General features: G+C 71.6%; 19 protein-coding genes and 1 pseudogene. 12 read left to right on the forward strand and 8 right to left on the reverse strand.

The window, feature by feature from the left end; translation table 11 throughout:
- The coding region (locus ACFXMF_RS40525; protein WP_380021076.1) for a hypothetical protein at nucleotides 1–464 on the reverse strand (464 nt) is incomplete at its 3' end.
- A 196-nt stretch (nucleotides 465–660) separates the two neighbouring features.
- Between ACFXMF_RS40525 and ACFXMF_RS40530 the strand changes: the two genes are divergently transcribed.
- The 5 genes from ACFXMF_RS40530 (at nucleotide 661) to ACFXMF_RS40550 (ending at nucleotide 3,804) form a co-directional block, all read left to right on the forward strand.
- Nucleotides 661–987: a hypothetical protein gene (locus ACFXMF_RS40530; RefSeq protein WP_360323975.1), complete on the forward strand. Its 327-nt coding sequence runs from the start codon at nucleotides 661–663 to the stop codon at nucleotides 985–987.
- Nucleotides 988–1,085: 98 nt separating this feature from the next.
- Nucleotides 1,086–1,550 carry a GNAT family N-acetyltransferase gene (locus ACFXMF_RS40535; protein ID WP_379991666.1) on the forward strand — a complete coding sequence of 155 codons (465 nt, stop codon included), beginning with the start codon at nucleotides 1,086–1,088 and terminating at the stop codon, nucleotides 1,548–1,550.
- 80 nt (nucleotides 1,551–1,630) lie between these two features.
- Nucleotides 1,631–2,038, forward strand: coding sequence for a nuclear transport factor 2 family protein (locus tag ACFXMF_RS40540; protein ID WP_360323979.1), 408 nt, complete (start codon nucleotides 1,631–1,633; stop codon nucleotides 2,036–2,038).
- Between the two features lie 132 nt (nucleotides 2,039–2,170).
- A complete protein-coding gene (locus ACFXMF_RS40545; protein WP_379991665.1) occupies nucleotides 2,171–3,238 on the forward strand; it encodes a TauD/TfdA family dioxygenase in 1,068 nt (355 codons plus the stop codon).
- Nucleotides 3,235–3,804 carry a phosphonate degradation HD-domain oxygenase gene (locus tag ACFXMF_RS40550; RefSeq protein ID WP_360323983.1) on the forward strand — a complete coding sequence of 190 codons (570 nt, stop codon included), beginning with the start codon at nucleotides 3,235–3,237 and terminating at the stop codon, nucleotides 3,802–3,804. Before ACFXMF_RS40545 ends, ACFXMF_RS40550 begins: the two co-directional genes overlap by 4 nt.
- Nucleotides 3,805–3,858: 54 nt before the next feature.
- On the opposite strand, the gene ACFXMF_RS40555 is transcribed toward ACFXMF_RS40550, so the two are convergent.
- Nucleotides 3,859–4,605, reverse strand: coding sequence for a GntR family transcriptional regulator (locus ACFXMF_RS40555; RefSeq protein WP_360323985.1), 747 nt, complete (start codon nucleotides 4,603–4,605; stop codon nucleotides 3,859–3,861).
- A gap of 211 nt (nucleotides 4,606–4,816) precedes the next feature.
- Between ACFXMF_RS40555 and ACFXMF_RS40560 the strand changes: the two genes are divergently transcribed.
- From ACFXMF_RS40560 to ACFXMF_RS40575, 4 genes are read left to right on the forward strand one after another with little or no spacing between them, the layout of a single operon-like run.
- Nucleotides 4,817–5,998, forward strand: a complete 1,182-nt coding sequence (locus tag ACFXMF_RS40560) for an ABC transporter substrate-binding protein (RefSeq protein WP_379991671.1) — start codon at nucleotides 4,817–4,819, stop codon at nucleotides 5,996–5,998.
- On the forward strand, nucleotides 5,995–6,933 hold the full coding sequence (locus ACFXMF_RS40565; RefSeq protein WP_380017875.1) for an ABC transporter permease: 939 nt from the start codon (nucleotides 5,995–5,997) through the stop codon (nucleotides 6,931–6,933). The genes ACFXMF_RS40560 and ACFXMF_RS40565 overlap by 4 nt, the downstream gene beginning before the upstream one ends.
- Nucleotides 6,921–7,769 (forward strand): ABC transporter permease subunit, encoded by an 849-nt coding sequence (locus ACFXMF_RS40570; protein ID WP_360323989.1) that lies wholly within the window; start codon nucleotides 6,921–6,923, stop codon nucleotides 7,767–7,769. Before ACFXMF_RS40565 ends, ACFXMF_RS40570 begins: the two co-directional genes overlap by 13 nt.
- 2 nt (nucleotides 7,770–7,771) lie before the next feature.
- The gene (locus tag ACFXMF_RS40575; RefSeq protein WP_379992261.1) at nucleotides 7,772–8,863 is read left to right on the forward strand and encodes an ABC transporter ATP-binding protein; all 1,092 of its coding nucleotides are present in this window, start codon (nucleotides 7,772–7,774) and stop codon (nucleotides 8,861–8,863) included.
- Nucleotides 8,864–8,931: 68 nt separating this feature from the next.
- On the opposite strand, the gene ACFXMF_RS40580 is transcribed toward ACFXMF_RS40575, so the two are convergent.
- Nucleotides 8,932–9,864 carry a LysR family transcriptional regulator gene (locus ACFXMF_RS40580; RefSeq protein WP_360323991.1) on the reverse strand — a complete coding sequence of 311 codons (933 nt, stop codon included), beginning with the start codon at nucleotides 9,862–9,864 and terminating at the stop codon, nucleotides 8,932–8,934.
- Nucleotides 9,865–9,966: 102 nt separating this feature from the next.
- Between ACFXMF_RS40580 and ACFXMF_RS40585 the strand changes: the two genes are divergently transcribed.
- Both ACFXMF_RS40585 and ACFXMF_RS40590 read left to right on the forward strand, forming a co-directional pair.
- A complete protein-coding gene (locus ACFXMF_RS40585; protein ID WP_379992259.1) occupies nucleotides 9,967–10,977 on the forward strand; it encodes a zinc-binding dehydrogenase in 1,011 nt (336 codons plus the stop codon).
- A gap of 108 nt (nucleotides 10,978–11,085) precedes the next feature.
- On the forward strand, nucleotides 11,086–11,733 hold the full coding sequence (locus ACFXMF_RS40590; RefSeq protein ID WP_360323995.1) for a TetR/AcrR family transcriptional regulator: 648 nt from the start codon (nucleotides 11,086–11,088) through the stop codon (nucleotides 11,731–11,733).
- Between the two features lie 405 nt (nucleotides 11,734–12,138).
- Here ACFXMF_RS40590 and ACFXMF_RS40595 read toward each other — a convergent pair whose 3' ends face one another.
- The 3 genes from ACFXMF_RS40595 to ACFXMF_RS40605 form a co-directional block, all read right to left on the reverse strand.
- Complete coding sequence (locus ACFXMF_RS40595) at nucleotides 12,139–12,978, reverse strand: NAD(P)H-binding protein (RefSeq protein WP_360323997.1); 840 nt, start codon at nucleotides 12,976–12,978, stop codon at nucleotides 12,139–12,141.
- 246 nt (nucleotides 12,979–13,224) lie between these two features.
- On the reverse strand, nucleotides 13,225–13,491 hold the full coding sequence (locus tag ACFXMF_RS40600) for a hypothetical protein (RefSeq protein WP_360323999.1): 267 nt from the start codon (nucleotides 13,489–13,491) through the stop codon (nucleotides 13,225–13,227).
- 399 nt (nucleotides 13,492–13,890) lie between these two features.
- The gene (locus ACFXMF_RS40605) at nucleotides 13,891–14,424 is read right to left on the reverse strand and encodes a ferritin-like domain-containing protein (protein ID WP_360324001.1); all 534 of its coding nucleotides are present in this window, start codon (nucleotides 14,422–14,424) and stop codon (nucleotides 13,891–13,893) included.
- A 284-nt stretch (nucleotides 14,425–14,708) separates the two neighbouring features.
- On the opposite strand from ACFXMF_RS40605, the gene ACFXMF_RS40610 reads away from it, so the two are divergent.
- Nucleotides 14,709–15,725: an STM4015 family protein gene (locus ACFXMF_RS40610; RefSeq protein WP_360324003.1), complete on the forward strand. Its 1,017-nt coding sequence runs from the start codon at nucleotides 14,709–14,711 to the stop codon at nucleotides 15,723–15,725.
- Between the two features lie 101 nt (nucleotides 15,726–15,826).
- Here ACFXMF_RS40610 and ACFXMF_RS40615 read toward each other — a convergent pair whose 3' ends face one another.
- Nucleotides 15,827–15,934 carry a carbohydrate-binding protein gene (locus ACFXMF_RS40615; RefSeq protein WP_379992905.1) on the reverse strand — a complete coding sequence of 36 codons (108 nt, stop codon included), beginning with the start codon at nucleotides 15,932–15,934 and terminating at the stop codon, nucleotides 15,827–15,829.
- Nucleotides 15,935–15,970: 36 nt separating this feature from the next.
- Nucleotides 15,971–16,920: pseudogene (locus ACFXMF_RS40620) on the reverse strand (M4 family metallopeptidase); the annotation flags it as partial.

Genomic DNA, 16,920 nt, shown 5'->3' on the forward strand with positions numbered 1-16,920 from the left:
CGGCTGAACTGGCCGACGGTCTTGGCCTCGATGATCTTGAGCCACGCGGGTCGCAGGGACATGTTCGCCCGGGCGAGCGCGTCCGCGAGTGGGGCCACGTCGGCCGGCCATGGGGTCGCGGCGAGTTGACGGGACTCCTCGTCCTCGGCGGCGAGTCGGTTGGCGACCAGGGCGCGCAGTTCGGTCCACGGACGGTGGTCGCGGATGCCCGCGAGGAGCGCGTTGGCGGCCCGGTTTCGGCGCGCCGCGATCTGCTGGTAGCGACGGGCGGCCTCGGCGCGGGTCAGTGTGGCGCCGGTGCGCGGCGGCAGGGTGAAGGGGACCGCCCCCGAGGCGCTGGGGGCGGCGGAGGCGGGACGGGCGGCGTCCGCGACGTCGGCGGCGGCCGAACAGCCCACGGCGGAGGCGGATATCACGGCCGCGGTCGCGAGAGCGGCGAGCACGGTACGGCGATTGTCGATCACGAAGACGTGAGCATAGGTCCTGCCCGCGCCGAACGCGCGGGCAGGTCCGCCCTCCGTGCCGGCGCCCCGGACAAAGCGAACTCGGCCCGCTCTTGCGGGCAGTTCGCCAAGGCGCCCGCCCCGGCGCCTCGACCGCGCGAGTCGGATGCGACGGTTGCGTCCCCGCGGCCGATGCCGTCTGGTAGAAGGTGGTGTCATGACCGGTGACGGCACAAGACTCGAACGGCGCATCCGACGCGACTTTCCCGCACCGGGTTCCGCGCCGGAGATCGTGCGCATGCTCGACGCGCTCCCGGAGGCCGCCGGCCATGATCGGGAGATGTTGGGCAGCGAGCGCATCCGCGCCGCGATCGTCCTGCTCGCCGACGGCGACCTCGGTCGGTTCCGTCGGGCCGTCGAACTCGCGAAGGCGGACTGGCGCGACCTGCTCGTCGACGCGGAACTCGCCGATGCCGATTGGCCCGCACGTCTGGACACCGAACTCGGCCCTGGCGGCGACGACCCGCGGTCCGCACCCGCCTGAGCCCCATCGCCGGCACCCGGGTCGCGTCACGACACCCCGCCGCGTGGGCGGGTGCGGGACGCGGGCGGGCATCTTGGGCGAGCCGGCAGGATGGACGGATGGACGTCGTCAAGCCTTGTGGGTTCCCGGTGCGCCGCGCGGACGAGTCGGAGGCGGATGCGCTGGCCGGGATCGACCCGATCGCGATCGAGGGCGACGACGAGCGTCGGGCGAGCATCCGCCGGTGGTGCCGGCAGGGCGTGGCGGTCGTGGCGGAGGACGCGTCCGGCCTGCTCGGCTACTGCGTGGTCGAGTACACCTTCTTCGAACAGGGTTTCGTCACGATGCTGATGGTGGCCCCGACCGCGCGTGGCGGCGGTGTCGGCCATCGGCTGCTGGACGCCGTGGCGGCCTCGTGCACCACCCCAAAACTGTTCACCTCGACCAACGTCTCCAACCAGCCGATGCAACGACTGCTCCGACGGGCCGGCTGGAGTCCGGTCGGCCTGGTGCACGGCCTCGACGAGGGCGACCCGGAGCTGTTCTACCTGTGCCCACCGCGGCCCGGACCGCAGCCCGCGTGACGGGTGTCCCGACGCGGTACCTCTCGGGCACCCGACCGACCGCCACCACGACCACCCGTCGACATACCCGGAGGCCCGCTGTGTCCGCAACGCCGCAGGAGATTTTCCAGAGGTACATCCACGCCGGGACGCTGTCCCGCGATGCCGATGCCCTCGCCGAGTGCTTCACCGAGGACGGCGTCCTGGAGGCGCCGCTGGTGCCCGCCGGGGCCGGCTTCCCCCGGCGGTCGGTGGGTCGTGCGGAGATCCGGACCGCGATGGCGGCGTACTACCGGCAACCGGTGCGGAACGACCGGGTGCCCAACTTCGAGAAGTCCGGATACGTACTGCACACCACGGCCGACCCCGACGTGTTCATCGCCGAGATCGACACCGTGTTCGACGGGGACGGCGAGGACACGGCGGTCTCGCTGGTGCAGATCTTCCGGGTCCGGGACGGGAGGATCGCCCGACTGCGCGACTACTTCGCGCCGGAGCTGGTCGACTGAGGCCCTCCGGAGGTGGTGTTCACGTCGGCGTCACGCGTTCGTGGCCGGGTGCTCACGCGGCCCTGCGAAGGTAACCCTGGTAGCGAGTTGTACAGACAACTTTGCGCACTCTCTGAGACCAAGGAGACGCCCATGGCTACCGCCCTGGACATCGGCGGCCTGCCCGCCGTGTGGCTGCGGGACAACTGCCCCTGCCCGCTGTGTCGCGACCCGCGAACCGGGCAGAAGTTGTTCCAGATCACCGACCTCCCGCTCGACCCGGTCGCCGCCGACGTCCGCGAGCACGGGTCCGACGTGGAGATCGTGTGGGCACCGGACGGGCACCGCTCCGTCTACGCGCGCACCTGGTTCGAGGCGCCCGCCGAGCCGGATCCCAGGAGCGAGGACGCCAAGTCGCTGTGGAACGCCGCGCAGTTGCCCGCGTCGCGGTTCGAATTCGACTGGAACGACTACGCGCGCGACCCGGTGCCCGCGCTGACCGCCGTACAACGCTTCGGGCTCGCGCTGCTCCGCGGCGTTCCGCGCGTCGAGGAGCAAGTCCTCGCGGTGGCGGGCACGTTCGGCTTCGTGCGGGAGACGAACTACGGCCGGCTCTTCGACGTGCGGGTCGAGGAGCGGCCGAACAACCTCGCCTTCACCTCGGTACGGATCACCCCGCACACCGACAATCCCTATCGCGACCCGGTACCGACGCTGCAACTCCTGCACTGCCTGCACAACGAGGCCGCCGGTGGTGACTCCGGTTTCGTCGACGGCTTCCGGGCCGCCGCGCTGCTGCGCGCCGAACAGACGGACGCCTACCGGGCGTTGGTGCGTACGCCGGTGCCGTTCGAATTCCGCGACGCGCACACCCGGCTGCGTGCGCACCGACCGATCATCGGTGCGGACGACGCGGGGCGGATTCGGGAAGTGCGCTTCAACAACCGCTCGATGGGCACCCTGCGGCTCCCGGCCGGCGAACTCGCCGAGTTCTACGCGGCCTACCGCGCCTTCGCCGAGATCCTGGGCCGCCCCGAGCTGATGCTGACCCGACGGCTGGATCCGGGCGATTGTGTGGTGTTCGACAACACCCGGGTCCTGCACGCGCGCACCGCGTTCGACGGTGCGGGCCGGCGGCACCTCCAGGGCTGCTACGCCGACCTGGACGGCCTCGCGAGCACGCTGGCCGTCCTCGACCGCACGGTCGGAGACGCGTCGTGACGGATCGTCGGGAGATCGACACGAGCATCCTCGACGAACTGGCCCACCTGTTCGCCGACCAGGGCGCGGGCGAGTACCTCGGGGAGGCCGTCACGATGGCCGAACACATGTTGCAGGCCGGGGCGCTCGCCGAGGCCGAAGGTGCCCCCGAGCACCTGATCGCGGCCGCGTTGCTGCACGACATCGGGCACTTCCACGGTCCGTTGACCGGCCGCGACCTGATGGCGGGCGAGGACAACCGGCACAGCCACACCGGCGCGGACCGGCTCGCCGGGCGGTTCGGGCCCGAGGTGACCGAGCCGATCCGGCTGCACGTGGCGGCCAAGCGCTACCTGTGTGCCACCGAGCCGGGCTACGCCGCGCGCCTGTCGGCCGCGTCCGTGTACACGCTCGGCGTGCAGGGCGGCCCGATGGACGAGGCCGAGGCGCGCGCGTTCGCGGACGGGCCCTACGCGGTCGACGCGGTACGGGTGCGGCGCTGGGACGAGGCGGCGAAGGACGCCGACACGATCGTCCCGGACTTCGCGCACTTTTGTGCGTTGTTGACCCGGCTGCTGCTGCCGTGAGCCGGTCGGCCGGGCCCTCCCGGCCCGGCCGGTCGAGCCGCCCCCGCCGACCCGTCAGCCCCGTCGTCGGGACAGTGCCGTCGTGGCCACCGAGTTGTGCACCGTGAAGGCCACGGTGCCCGGCAGGTAGCGGTCCTGCGACCACTCCACCGGCACACCCGTCGGGTCCGTCGTGCGGCGCCGTTCGCGCAGCAGCGACGTGCCCGGTGGGCAGCCCAGCAGCCGGGCGTCCTCCGCGTCGGCCGGCCACTGGTCGATCGTGTGGTCGGCGTCGGTGAACAACACGCCCAGTTCCTCCAGCGGCTCGGTGTGCGAGACCGCGTCGATCGGAAATCCCTGCACCAGGGCCCCGATCCGCTCGGGATACACGGTGCGCTCGATCATCACCGGCACCCGGGAGAGCGTCCGCAACCGCAACACCCGGTAGACCGACGACCCCGGCGCCAGGCCCAACTGGGCACACTCGCCCGGATCCCCCGGCACCGGTTCGACCGCCACCGTGCGCCCGCCGGGCTCCTCGCCGATCGAGCGCGCCCAGCGGGTGAAGCTCAGCAGCTCGGCGAAACTCTGCGTCCGGGCGGCCCCCAGCACCACCCGCCGGGTGCCGCGCCGGGACGTGACCATCCCGTCCGCGCGCAGCACCGCGAGCGCCTGGCGCACCGTGCCCCGCGAGACGCCGTAGTGCTGCGCGAGATCGCCCTCGGCGGGCAGCCGACCACCGGAGCCGTATCGGCCGGTGGTGATCGCCTCCCGCAGATCGGCCGCGACCTGTCGGTAGCGCGCCTCGCCCTGAACCCCCATCGCCACCCCCCGAATTCCATTGCCGGGACGTCCGACCGTGGCGACCCTACCCGGTCACGGCGCGGCTGCCGGGGCGCACGGCTATTTCCCGGGAACCTCGCGCGCCCGTGCGGCTGTGTTCATGTTGCGGCCATCGACGTCGGGCGTACTGGACCAAGTTGTACAGCCAACTCAGGCACTCCATTCGAAGCTCCAGGAGAACCCCGTGACAGTGCTCCGCGTTCGTGCGACCGGACTGGTCGCCGGCCTTGCCGTGGCCGCGCTCACCCTGAGCGCCTGCGGCTCGGCATCCGACAAGACGTCCGGGGCCGGCACCTCCGCCGCGTCGGGCACTCCCGGCGGGGCCAAGGACGCGGCGTCGGCCACCTCCGTCCAGGACTTCGGCGGCATGGAGGCGCTGGTGGCCGCGGCGAAGAAGGAGGGCAAGCTCAACGCGATCGCGCTGCCCCGCGACTGGGCCAACTACGGCGCGCTGATCGACGCCTTCCAGGCGAAGTACGGCATCAAGGTCGAGGTGGAGAACCCCGACGGCACGTCCCAGGACGAGATCAACGCGGTGACCCAGCGCAAGGGCCAGGACCGTTCGCCCGACGTGCTGGACCTGGGCAACGCGTTCGCGCTCAGCGCCGCGAAGCAGGACCTGCTCGCGCCGTACAAGGTCGCCGCGTTCGACCGGATCCCCGAGCCGCAGAAGGACGCGCAGGGGCGCTGGTTCAACGACTACGGCGGCTACATCTCGATCGGCTGCGACGCCGCGCGGATCAAGGAGTGCCCGAAGACGTTCGCCGACCTGCTCAAGCCGCAGTACAAGGGCCAGGTCGCGCTCAACGGCAACCCGACCAAGTCCGGCTCGGCGTTCGGCGGCGTGTACGCGGCGGCGCTGGCCAACGGCGGCTCGTTCGACGACATCCAGCCCGGCCTGGACTTCTTCGGCAAGCTCAAGAAGAACGGCAACTACAACCCGGTCGAGTCGACCCCCGCCACCGTGCAGAAGGGCGAGACGCCGATCAGCATCGACTGGGACTACCTCAACGCGGGCTACGCGGACGAGTTCAAGTCCAAGGGCGTCGACTGGCAGGTGAACATCCCCACCGACGGCGTCTACGCGCAGTACTACTCGCAGGCGATCGTGAAGTGGGCGCCGCACCCGGCCGCCGCGCGCCTGTGGCAGGAATTCCTGTACAGCGCCGAGGGCCAGAACCTGTGGCTCAAGGGCTACGCCCGGCCGGCCCTGATGGGCGCGATGAAGGAGGCCGGCACGCTGGACGCCGGATTCGCCGCGAAGCTGCCCGCCGTGCCCGGCGCCGGCGCCCCGGTCTTCCCGACCCCGGACCAGGTCGACAAGGCCAAGAAGGTCCTCACCGGTGGCTGGGGCCAGGCAGTCGCCGGATGAGCACCGACCTCTCCGACGTCGGCGCCCGCGCCGAGGTCCGGATCGTGCCTCCGCTCGCCGTGCGCGAGCGGAGCGCGGCCCGGCCCCGGCGGCGGCGCCGCGCCCCGCACTGGCTCGGTGTAGTGCCGTTGTTGTTGTTCGCCGCCGTGGTCTTCGGCGTGCCGACGGCCGCGATGGTCTTCGGGGCCTTCACCACACCGGCCACCGCCCCCGACGGGGTGCAGGCCACCGGCGCCAACCTGTCCGCGTCCGTGCAAGGCGCGTACCTGACCGCGCTGATCGGCAGTGTGAAGTTGTCCGCGGTCACCGCGCTGATCGCCACCGTGTGCGCACTGCCGATCGCCTACACCGTGGTCACCTCGCGCTTCCGCTTCGTCCGCGAGGCCGCGCTGACCGCGTCCGGCGTGCTCGCCAACTTCGGCGGGGTCGCCCTGGCGTTCGCGTTCGTGGCCACGCTCGGCAATGCCGGGGTGGTGACCGGCAGGCTCGACCTGACCGAGCACGGCTGGAGCCTCTACAGCTTCACCGGACTGTCCGTGGTCTACCTCTACTTCCTGATCCCGCTCATGGTGCTCATCCTGACCCCCTCCCTCGAAGGACTGCGCCGGCAGTGGCGCGAGGCGGCCCGCAACAACGGGGCCAACGCGTTCCGTTACTGGGTGCACGTCGCGCTGCCGATCCTGACCCCCGCGCTGCTCGGCGGCTTCGTCCTGCTCTTCGGTTCGGCGTTCGCGGCCTACGCGACGGCCGCCGCGATGGTCGGCAGCTCGGTGCCGTTGGTGACGATGCAGATCGCCGACGCGCTGTCCGGCAACGTCCTGGTCGACCAGGGCAACGTGGCGCTCGCGCTCAGCCTGGACATGGTCGTGGTGGCCGGTCTGGTCACCGCCGTTCACCTGCCCCTTCAGCGTCGGAGTGCCCGATGGCTCGACTAGCCGCACTGCGCGGCCGGATCCGTTGGTCGCGGGGCGTGGTCCTGCTGATCGCCGGCACGTACTTCCTGCTGCCGATGGTGTGTTCGGTGGTCTTCAGCATCGACGTACCCGGCCGGGGCATCACGTTCGACGCGTACACCGGGATCCTGGGGGCCGACGGCTTCCTGGACAGCCTCACGCTCACCCTCGAACTCGCCGCCGCCACCGTCGTATCGGTGTTGTTGCTGCTGGTGCCCGCGCTGATCACCGTGCGGCTGACCGCGCCGCGCCTGCGCTGGGTGATCGAGGTGGTGTGCTCGTTGCCGTTGGTGGTACCCGCCATCGCGCTGGTCGCCGGCATCGGCACGGTGTTGCGCTGGGGCCCGGACCACCTGGCCGACACCCCGCTGTACGACACGTTCATCGCCATCCAGGACCCGGATTTCCCGATCGTGCTGGTGCTCGCGTACACGCTGATGGCGCTGCCGCTGGCCTACCGCACGCTCGACGGCGGGCTCGCCGCGATCGACCTCGAGGTGCTGGTCGAGGCGGCGCGCGCGTGCGGCGCGAACTGGCCGCGCGCGGTGCTCCAGGTGGTCCTGCCCAACCTGCGTGGTGCGTTGCTCAACACCGCGTTCCTGACCCTGGCGCTCGTACTCGGCGAGTACACCGTCGCCGCGATCCTGGGCTACCGCCCCTTCGCGGTGTGGATCGTCGGCATCGGCGGTTCCCAGGCCGAGATGTCGGTCGCGGTGTCGGTGATCGGCCTGCTCGTCACCTGGGTACTGCTGCTCGCCCTCGCCACCGCCGGCCGGCCGCGCAGCGCCCGGACGAAAACCCTCCCGGAGACCTCGTGACCATGACGTTCGACCAGCCGAAGACCCGCACCGGGCCGCAGACCGGCGCCACCGTCGAATTCCGGGGCCTGCAACGCTCGTTCGGCAACGTCCGGGCCCTGGCCGGGCTGGACCTGACGGTCGGGCAGGGCGAACTCGTCGCCCTGCTCGGCCCGTCCGGCTGCGGCAAGACCACCGCACTGCGCGTGGTCGCGGGCTTCGAGCATCCGGACGCGGGGGAGGTGCTCGTCGACGGCCAGGACATCACCCGGGTGCCCGCGCATCGCCGCGACGCGGGCATGGTCTTCCAGTCGTACAGCCTGTTCCCGCACCTGAGCGCGCTGGACAACGTCGCGTTCGGCCTGCGGATGCGGGGCGTGGGGCGCGCCGATCGACGCGCTCGGGCCGGCGAACTCCTGGACCTGGTCGGTCTGCCGGACCAGGCCGACCGGTATCCGCACCAGCTCTCCGGCGGCCAACAACAGCGGATCGCGCTGGCCCGGGCGCTCGCGCTGCGTCCGCGCGTCCTGCTGCTCGACGAGCCGCTGTCGGCACTGGACGCGCGAGTGCGGTTGACCCTGCGGGACGAGATCAGGCGACTGCAACAGGAACTCGGCATCACCACCCTGTTCGTGACGCACGACCAGGAGGAGGCGCTCTCGCTGGCCGACCGGGTCGCGGTGATGAACGCGGGCCGGCTCGAACAGTGCGCGCCACCGGCGCAGTTGTACGCCCGTCCCGCGACCGCGTTCGTCGCCGAGTTCGTGGGGGTGATGAGCCGCCTCCCCGCGCGGGCCGACGGTGCGGTGGTGCACGTCCTCGGCCGCGACCTGCCGATCGACGGCGAGCCCGCGCACGGCGACGTGGACGCGCTGCTGCGCCCGGAATCGATCGAGGTCACGGCGGCGGCCGCGGACGGCTCGGCCCAGGTGCTCGGCGCGGCCTTCCTCGGCGCGGTCACCCGGCTGAGCGTGCGCTCGGCCGCGGGCGCGACGGTCAAGGTCGACGTGCCCTCGCACACGGCGGCCACGCTGCCGGTCGGCTCCCGGGTCGAACTCGCCCTGCCGGACCGCCCCGTACTCGTTGCCCCGCGCAAGGAGCCGGCGCGCACGTAGGGCCGGCGCGCCCGGTAGGGCCCGCCCCCACCTCCGGCGATCGTCGACACTGCCCGGCGGGAGCGGGATCAGCCCCGAACCCGGGTGCGCGCCTTCGCCGGGACACCGGGGGTGCGGGTGTGCCGGAGTTCGCGGACGAGTGCCCGGACGGCGGCGGTCGCGGCGAGTTCGGGTGTGGTGAGGTAGCCCACGGAGCGGGTCGGGCGGGTCGGGCCGAGATCGGCGATCCGTACGGAGGGCGGTGCCCCGGTGAGGGAGAGCGCGGGCATGATCGCCATGCCGAAACCGCTGCTCACCATGGCGAGCACGGCTCCGTCGTCCTGCGCCTCGACGGTGGCCGGGGGGATCCAGTCCTGCGTCGCCCACCATTCGCGTGTGTAGGAGGAACAGTTCTCGGTCCAGTCGACCAGCGGCAGTGAGCGCGGATCGGGATGCCCGGCCGGATGCACCAACGCGTAGGGCTCCTCGGACAGGACGCCGGCGATCAGCCCCGGCGGCGTCGGCGTACCGGTCCCCAGGGTCGCGATGCCCACGTCCGCCCGCCCCTCGGCCACCTCCCCGGCCGTGCCCGGGCCGACCTCACGGACGATGCGCACCCGGGGTTCGAGATCCGGGTGCCGGGCGGTGAGGCGTTCCAGCACCGGCGGCAGCAGATGCAGGGCCGCGCTGCGGAAGGCGGCGATGCGCAGCGGTCCGGTGACCGCGGGTCCCTCGTCCGGCCCGGCGCCCGCCCCGCGGGCCTCGGCGACCAGTACGTCCAGCATCCGCAACACACGTCGTGCGTGCGCCGCGGCCGCGGTCCCCGCCGGGGTGGGCCGGATCCCGGTCCGGCCGCGCTCGAACAACACGGCGCCCACCTTGCGTTCGATCTCGCGCACCGCGTGCGAGACGCCCGACTGGGTGGTGCCCAGCGCCACGCCGGCGGCCGAGAAGCTGCCCGTGTCGGTCGCCGCGACGAGGATCCGCAACTCCTGCGGCGAAAGATCGGCTCGGGCCGTCATCAGGGCTCCCATCTGCCGTCATGAGGGCGACTCATGGATCCGGATCGGTCATGAGCGCAACCCGCTGCCGGGCCCGCGCATTCCTGCGTACGTTCGCGTCCCATGAACTCGCCCCTGCGCACCGAGGCCGTCACCGTCCACCAGATCGCCCGGCCCGACGGGTTCCCCGCCTGCGAGCACTTCCGGTTCGTGGAAACGCCCGTGCCCGAGCCGGCACGCGGGACGGCCTTGGTGGAGAACCTGTACTGGTCGGTCGACCCCTACCACCGCGAGATGATGGACGCCGAGTTCGCGCTGAACGCCCCGCTGGAGGGGCGCACGCTCGGCCGGGTCGTCGCCTCCCGCGACCCGGCGCTGGTCGAGGGCACGATGGTCTTCCATCGCCGGGGCTGGCGCACGCACGCGGTGGTTCGTCCCGACGAGGTGCAACCGCTTCCCGACCTGCCGGGGGTCCCGCTGTCCGCGCACCTGGGCCTGCTCGGCGGTACGGGGCTGACCGCGTACGTCGCCCTCACCCGGATCGCTCCGCTGCGCGAGGGCGACGACCTGTTCGTCTCCGGCGCGGCGGGCGCCGTCGGCACCGCCGTCGGCCGGTTCGCCCGGCTGTTGGGTGCGCGGCTGCTGGTGGGCAGCACGGGATCGGCGGCCAAGGCGCGGTATCTGACCGAGCGGGTCGGCTACGACCGGGCCTTCGACTACCGGGACGGTCCGGTTGCCGAACTGCTCGCGCGCGCCGCGCCGGAGGGCGTCGACGTATTCGTCGACAACGTCGGCGGCGACCACCTGGCCGCCGCCGTCGGGGCGCTGCGCGAGCGCGGTCGGATCGTCCGGGTCGGCACGATCAGTCAGTACAACCGGCGGGATGCCCCGCCGGTGCGCTTCGACCACGCGGACTTCGTGGAGAAGAGCCTGCGTCTGGAGGGCTTCCTGGTCCGCGATCACGGCGACCTGCGGGACGAGTTGTACGACTTCGCGGTGCCGCACCTGCTCGCCGGAAGGCTGACGTCGGACGAGACGGTGGTGGTGGGCTTCGAACGGATCGTGGCGGCGTTCACGTCGATGCTGCGCGGCGGCAACACCGGGAAGATGATCATCAGAGCGACGGGCGCCTAGGCGAGGGTGATCGTGGTTCGCCGAGCCGCCCGCAGGCGTTCCGCCCTCGCGTGGCAGCCCCACGGTGCGCCTGGACGCAAAAACCCGAACTCGGCTAGGTTTTCTTTCATGACCGGACCCGTGGAACCCGAGCGGCAGGCGCGGTTGGACAACATCCGTACGCCACGCGGCCGTTACGCGAAGGGCGTGGCCCGTCGCAACCAGATCCTGGAAGTGGCGCTGGACGTGTTCGCGACCCTCGGGGAAAAGGGCGCGCTGATCAAGGAGATCGCCGACCGCATGGGCATGTCCCAGGCCGGCGTCCTGCACTACTTCGGGTCCCGCGAGGGTCTGCTGATCTGGGTGCTCGGCGAACGCGACCGGGTGGCCGGCGAGAAGATCGCCTTGGACGCGTACGGCGACCCGCTCACCCGGATGGCCGACCTGCTGCGCCACAACGGCGACGTCCCCGGCCTGGTGCGCCTCTACGTGAGCATGGCCGCGGCGGCCGGCTTCCCCGGCCATCCGGCCCGCGACTTCTTCGAGGTCCGCTCCACCGACATCGTGGCCGGCCTGCGCGAGGGCCTTGCCGAGCTGCAACAGCGCGGCCGGGTCCGACCGGAGGTCGACGTCGACGCCATCGCCCGACTGGCCCTCGCCGCCGCGGACGGCATCCAGTACCAGTGGCTGATCGACCCCACCGTGGACATGGGCGCCGTCATCGACACCATCGTCGCCCTGGTGGTGGACGCACCTCCGCCGCCGGAGGCGGGGTAGTCGTCCGGCCCGGCGGTCACGGTGCGATCCCCGGGCCGGTCCCGCCCGGGGGTGCGGTTCCTCTCCCATCGGCTTCGTGCCAGGGAGAGGAGCCTCGGTTCACCGTGCGTCGGGCGGGCCGTCACGACTCGTCGGCGGTCGCAAACCGTTCCCGGACCCGACGCGCACCCGACAGGCGCGTAAACGGTTGCTCGACGACGACACACGTTTGCCCGCAGTCGCCGAGATCGCGGCAGCCGACGCCTACGGCGTATCGTGCGACCGATTTTCGGGAAGAGCGGCTTGCCACCCGCCCGTTGGCCGGCCGGCGGGACGGGGACGGGGTGCTGCGGGGGTGGGCCCGCGCCGCCGCCCCACCGGCACTTGGGCCCGGAGTCCGAGGTGGGGCGGCCTGGCGGCGGCGGGTCAGGCGAAGTCGGCGACGTGGTCGGCGGCCCACCGGGCGTAGCCGCGCGGAGCGGCGCCGGTGAGTCGGGTCAACGCCGGGGTGATCTCGGGCCGGGTGTCCACGGTCGCCGCCATCAGGTCGAACAGGGCGTGCACGAAGTCGGCGTCCATGAAGGCGGCCAACTGTTCGCGCACCGGTCCGGCGTCGAGCTCCTCGAAGACGAGCGGTCGACCCAGCGCCGCGCCGAGCAGGCGCACCTGCTCGACCTGGGTGAGGGCCTCGGGCCCGGTCAGCAGGTAGGCGCACCCGGCGTGTCCGTCGGTGGTGAGGACCCGGACGGCGGCGTCGGCGACATCGCGTTCGTGGATCGGCGCGGTGGTCGCTGCCGCGTAGGGAGCGCGCACGACGTCGCCCTGTGCCAACTGCATCGCGAAGGTGAGCGAGTTGATCGCGGGGAACATCAGCCGCAGGAAGGTGTGCGCGATCCCGGTGGCGGCGACCGCCTGCTCCACCCGGGCGTGGTAGGCGGCGATCACGTTCGGCTGTACGGGTGCCCCGTCCACGACGGCGCCGGACGACAGGAACACGATCCGGCGCACACCCGCCGCGCCGGCGGCGTCGAGCAACGCCTCCGGGGCCGTTCCGTACGGCAGCACCAGGAACAGCGCGGTCACGCCGTCGAACGCCGCGGTCAACGTGGCGGGATCGGCGAAGTCGCCGCGGACCACCTCGGCCTCCTCCGGCAGTGCGGCGCTCTCCGGCTTGCGGCTCAGCGCCCGCACCGGCAGCTTCGCCGCGGCCAGCGCCTCCACGGTCTGTCGGCCGAAGTGTCCGGTGGCTCCGGTGACCAGGATCATCGTCGTTCTCCTTCCGCTGCGGGCGAGGGCCTCGGATCCGGTCCTCGTCCCGCTCGAAGACGACGGTAAATGCCCAATAGGAACGCTGCGTTCCGCAATGCTTCGGGCATCCCGACCGGCGTCGGCCGGCTCGTTCCGCCGGGGAGCGGCCAAGGATGGCCCGACGACAGCAGTTGGTGGGGGCAAGACCCGCATCCGGACGAGATCGCGCCCTCGTACGTGTTCCTCGCGGCGGGTCGAGCGCGCTCATCCCCCTTCGCGTGCACATACCCGGGTTCGGTGGTCGGCGTTGGACGTGACCACGCAGGGGTGCCCCAACGCGCTGTTCTCGTCGACCAGGAACAGCGCGAGCTGCTCGCCGACCTCCAGCCCCAGATCGTGGTGGATCACCCCGTTCCAGGTGTGTGGCAACACGTCGCCGTCCACCGGCCAGTCGTGCAGATCCACCTCGACCTCGACCTCGTCGTCACGGTTGGGTACGACGACGATGGCCGGTGCGCCGATGATGTCCATCCTTCGAGTGTGGACCCGCGATCGAAAGCGTGAGCGCACACGCGCCGGCGTGTCGCGTCGCGAGAGCGTGGGTTCACTCGGCTGCGGAAGGCCACCGCGACACCGAGACCGGCTTCGACGGCGCGCGGGCGGCCAATGAACCGACCCACACGGAACGGAATTTCGCGTCCGGACAGCCGATCTGCAAGCCGCCGTCGTCGCCGCCGCGTCGAGCCGAATCGGCCCCGGCACCGGGCTCGCAGTCGCGCATTGCCCGGGAGTGCCCCCATGGGGTTTCGTCGAGGGGGCGGGCGCACGGGTCCGCTCCGGTGGACCCGTGCGCACGGTCGATGCTCGATGTGGTCGGGGCTCGATCGGCCCGGGGCGGCGCGAGACGTCGGCCGCTCGGGCCGGTGTCGATCAGGTGCCGAGAAGGTCCAGCAGGTCGTCGGCGTGTTCCTCCTCTTCCTCCAGGATCGACTCGATCATGCGTCGGGTGGTGGGATCGCGGTCGCCGAGCCAGCGGGCGATCTCCTGGTAGGTGGAGATGACGATGCGTTCGGCGAGCAGGTTCTGTTCGAGCATGGCCTTCAGGTCGGTGTCCGCGGCGGTCGAGTACTCGGTGTGCGAGCGTTCGTGCAGCGTGGTCGGATCGAAGTCCGGATCCCCGCCGAGTTGGGAGATGCGCTCCGCGGCCCGGAGCCCGTGCTGCATCTCCTCGGCGGCGTGCTCGGTGAACTCCGCCGCCACCTGGGCCCGGTCGATGCCCGCGGCCGAGATGGCGTGCCGGGTATAGCGCAGCCAACACACGATCTCGGTGGCGACCACGTCGTTGAGCACGTCGATCACCCGGCCGGTGTCCAGTCCGTACGTCGAGGTGACCGCGCCCTCGCCCATCTTCTGCCGTGCCTGCTCCCGGATCCTGGTCACATCCAGAACGAAGTCGTCGCTCATGCCCGCTGCCTCTCGCCTCACACCGTCGGCGCCGATCGCCGCCCAACCCCACTGCCTCGAACGCCGGGCACCCACACTCGAACGTAGGTGCGGAATTCGAATGGGCCGGGTCGATCCGGCTGCCGACGTCGGCTCGTGATCGAGCGGCGCGTCGGACGTCTCCATTGAAGTCCCACCGAGCTCCCGCTTCGAACTCCCGTGCGCACCCCGCCCCAGGGTGCTGTCGGCCGGGGTTCGTAGGCTTCGGCCGGCAGCAGGTTCGATCGGAAACGGAACAGACCCTCATGAGTGTGTGGAACCATCTCGGCGAACTGGGCGGGCTCCCGGTGCACGAGTTCCTGGCCGTCGACGACATCGACGGCTTCGACAAGGACGACGAGGAGCAGCTCGCGGAACTCGTCGCCTCCGCGCCGGAGCCCGGAGCGGTCGCCTGGAAGATCGCCACCCACTTCGAGGCCGAGCTCGAATTCGCGGACGTGTTCGCGCTGTTCCTCGACACGGTCGACACCACGCGGGTACGGGCGCTGGTCATCGGCTACTGGGCCACCGACATCCTGGAGGGCGAGAACGCCATCATCCGGGTGTTGTGCGAGCACGCCGACCGATTCCCGGCGCTACGCCACCTGTTCGTCGGCGACATCATCGGCGAGGAGCACGAAGTCTCGTGGATCCCACCCGAGGACATCACGCCGCTCCTGGACGCCTTTCCGCACCTGGAGGAACTGGGCTACCGGTTCGGTCAGGATCAGCAGCCGGCTTCCGGATTCGCACTGCGCCCGACGCGGCACGAGCGACTGCGCAAGCTCGTCCTGCAGACCGGCGGCATGCCCGCGCGGGTGCCCCGGGCCGTCGCGGCGTGCGAGTTTCCCGCACTCGAGTACCTCGACCTGTGGCTCGGGGTGCCGATGTACGGAGGCGACGCGAGCGCGGCCGACCTGGCCGACCTCCTGGACGGCACCCGGCATCCCGAGCTGCGGCACCTCGGCCTGATGAACAGCGCGATCCAGGACGAGGTCGCCGCGGCGGTCGCCGCCTCCCCCGTCCTCGCGCGGCTGCGCTCGCTCGACCTGTCCATGGGCACGCTCTCCGACACCGGCGCGGACGCGCTGCTCGCCGGCCGGCCGCTCACCCATCTCGAACGCCTGACCGTGCATCACCACTTCCTCGGCGCGGACGCCGCCGCGCGCCTGCGCGCGGCCCTCGAACCGGCCGGAGTCGCGGTTCACCTGTCCGAGCCGAGCACGCCGTGGAGCGGGGCGGAGACCCCCGAGGAGGGCCGGTACACCGAGGTCGCCGAATAGCCGGATCCGGACGCGGTGCCGCCCGGTAGGCCGAACGACGGGCCTACCGGGCGGCACGATCGGGCGGGTCGGCTACCGGAGTCGACTGTCCGCGGGTCGGCTCAGCAGGCGCCGAGGTCCACCCACACCCCCCATTGACCGGTGGTTCCGGGGACTTCGCCCTGGGTCCACCACTTGGCGCGGTAGGTGTGGCCTTGATAGGAGACCACACTGCCGTTGGTGTAGACCGAATTCGCGTTCCACGCGGGCGCGTTGCACCCGGGTCCGCCGCTGCCGACGGTCAGCGTGTATTGCGCGGTATGGGTGGCGGTACCGGTCGCGGTGACCGTCACCGTGTACGTACCCGGAGTCGCCGTCGAACTCGCCGAGAACTTCAGCGACGAGTTGGCACCCGACTGGATGGTGCCCGGAGTGAACTCCGCGGTCACCCCGCTGGGCAGGGTCGAGGTGGTCAGGGTGAGCGACTGCGCCGACCCGCTGGTGGTCGTGGTGTTCACCGCGGTGGTGACGTCGCCGCCGAGCGCCACGTTGCCCGAGGTCGGGTTCAGCGCGAGAGAGAAGTCGGGGTCGCCCGGATTCGAGGTGCAGGTCGGGTCGTTCGGCTGGGCCGGCAGGCTGACCGCGTCCCAGGCGGCCTTGGTCTTGGCGAACAGGGCGCAGGTCGGGTCGAGGGTCTTGGCCGAGTTCAGCGTGACCGTGCGGTACTTCTTGTAGGTCATGCCGCTGGTCTTGAGCAGCATGCCGCCGTAGAAGACCTTGCCGGCCTGCTGGATGCCGACCCCGGTGAGGGTGGTGTTGTTGCAGGTCGGGCTGGTGGGCTTGCCGCCGCCGGGGTTGGTGCCCTCGGCGAGCAGGTAGAACCAGTGGTTCAACGGCCCGGCCGCCTTGTGCACCTCGGTGCTGGGGATGGACGAGCTGTAGCAGTCCGGGTCGCCGTTGGTGGAGGGCTTGTACATGTAGCGGATCGGGCCTTGGCCGACCAGGTTCACCGTCTCGCCGACGGTGTAGTCGGGGACGTCGTACGGCGAGGGCTCGTTGGTGTACGCCTCGGTCAGTGCGCCGAAGATGTCGCCGGTGCCTTCACCGAGTCCGGCTTCGGTGCTGGTGCCGCCGGGGGTGTTCTGGTCGATGCCGTGGCCGAATTCGTGGCCGATCACGTCCATCGACGCGATCCACTGGTTCGACTGGTTGTGGC

This window comes from Embleya sp. NPDC059213, assembly GCF_042754445.1.
Classification (GTDB): Bacteria; Actinomycetota; Actinomycetes; order Streptomycetales; family Streptomycetaceae; genus Embleya.

Coding starts and splice junctions, on each gene's coding strand:
- ACFXMF_RS40530 (WP_360323975.1), top strand. CDS start 661: ATGACCGGTGACGGCACAAGACTCGAACGGCGCATCCGACGCGACTTT.
- ACFXMF_RS40535 (WP_379991666.1), top strand. CDS start 1,086: ATGGACGTCGTCAAGCCTTGTGGGTTCCCGGTGCGCCGCGCGGACGAG.
- ACFXMF_RS40545 (WP_379991665.1), top strand. CDS start 2,171: ATGGCTACCGCCCTGGACATCGGCGGCCTGCCCGCCGTGTGGCTGCGG.
- ACFXMF_RS40555 (WP_360323985.1), bottom strand. CDS start 4,605: ATGGGGGTTCAGGGCGAGGCGCGCTACCGACAGGTCGCGGCCGATCTG.
- ACFXMF_RS40565 (WP_380017875.1), top strand. CDS start 5,995: ATGAGCACCGACCTCTCCGACGTCGGCGCCCGCGCCGAGGTCCGGATC.
- ACFXMF_RS40570 (WP_360323989.1), top strand. CDS start 6,921: ATGGCTCGACTAGCCGCACTGCGCGGCCGGATCCGTTGGTCGCGGGGC.
- ACFXMF_RS40575 (WP_379992261.1), top strand. CDS start 7,772: ATGACGTTCGACCAGCCGAAGACCCGCACCGGGCCGCAGACCGGCGCC.
- ACFXMF_RS40580 (WP_360323991.1), bottom strand. CDS start 9,864: ATGACGGCCCGAGCCGATCTTTCGCCGCAGGAGTTGCGGATCCTCGTC.
- ACFXMF_RS40585 (WP_379992259.1), top strand. CDS start 9,967: ATGAACTCGCCCCTGCGCACCGAGGCCGTCACCGTCCACCAGATCGCC.
- ACFXMF_RS40590 (WP_360323995.1), top strand. CDS start 11,086: ATGACCGGACCCGTGGAACCCGAGCGGCAGGCGCGGTTGGACAACATC.
- ACFXMF_RS40595 (WP_360323997.1), bottom strand. CDS start 12,978: ATGATCCTGGTCACCGGAGCCACCGGACACTTCGGCCGACAGACCGTG.
- ACFXMF_RS40600 (WP_360323999.1), bottom strand. CDS start 13,491: ATGGACATCATCGGCGCACCGGCCATCGTCGTCGTACCCAACCGTGAC.
- ACFXMF_RS40605 (WP_360324001.1), bottom strand. CDS start 14,424: ATGAGCGACGACTTCGTTCTGGATGTGACCAGGATCCGGGAGCAGGCA.
- ACFXMF_RS40610 (WP_360324003.1), top strand. CDS start 14,709: ATGAGTGTGTGGAACCATCTCGGCGAACTGGGCGGGCTCCCGGTGCAC.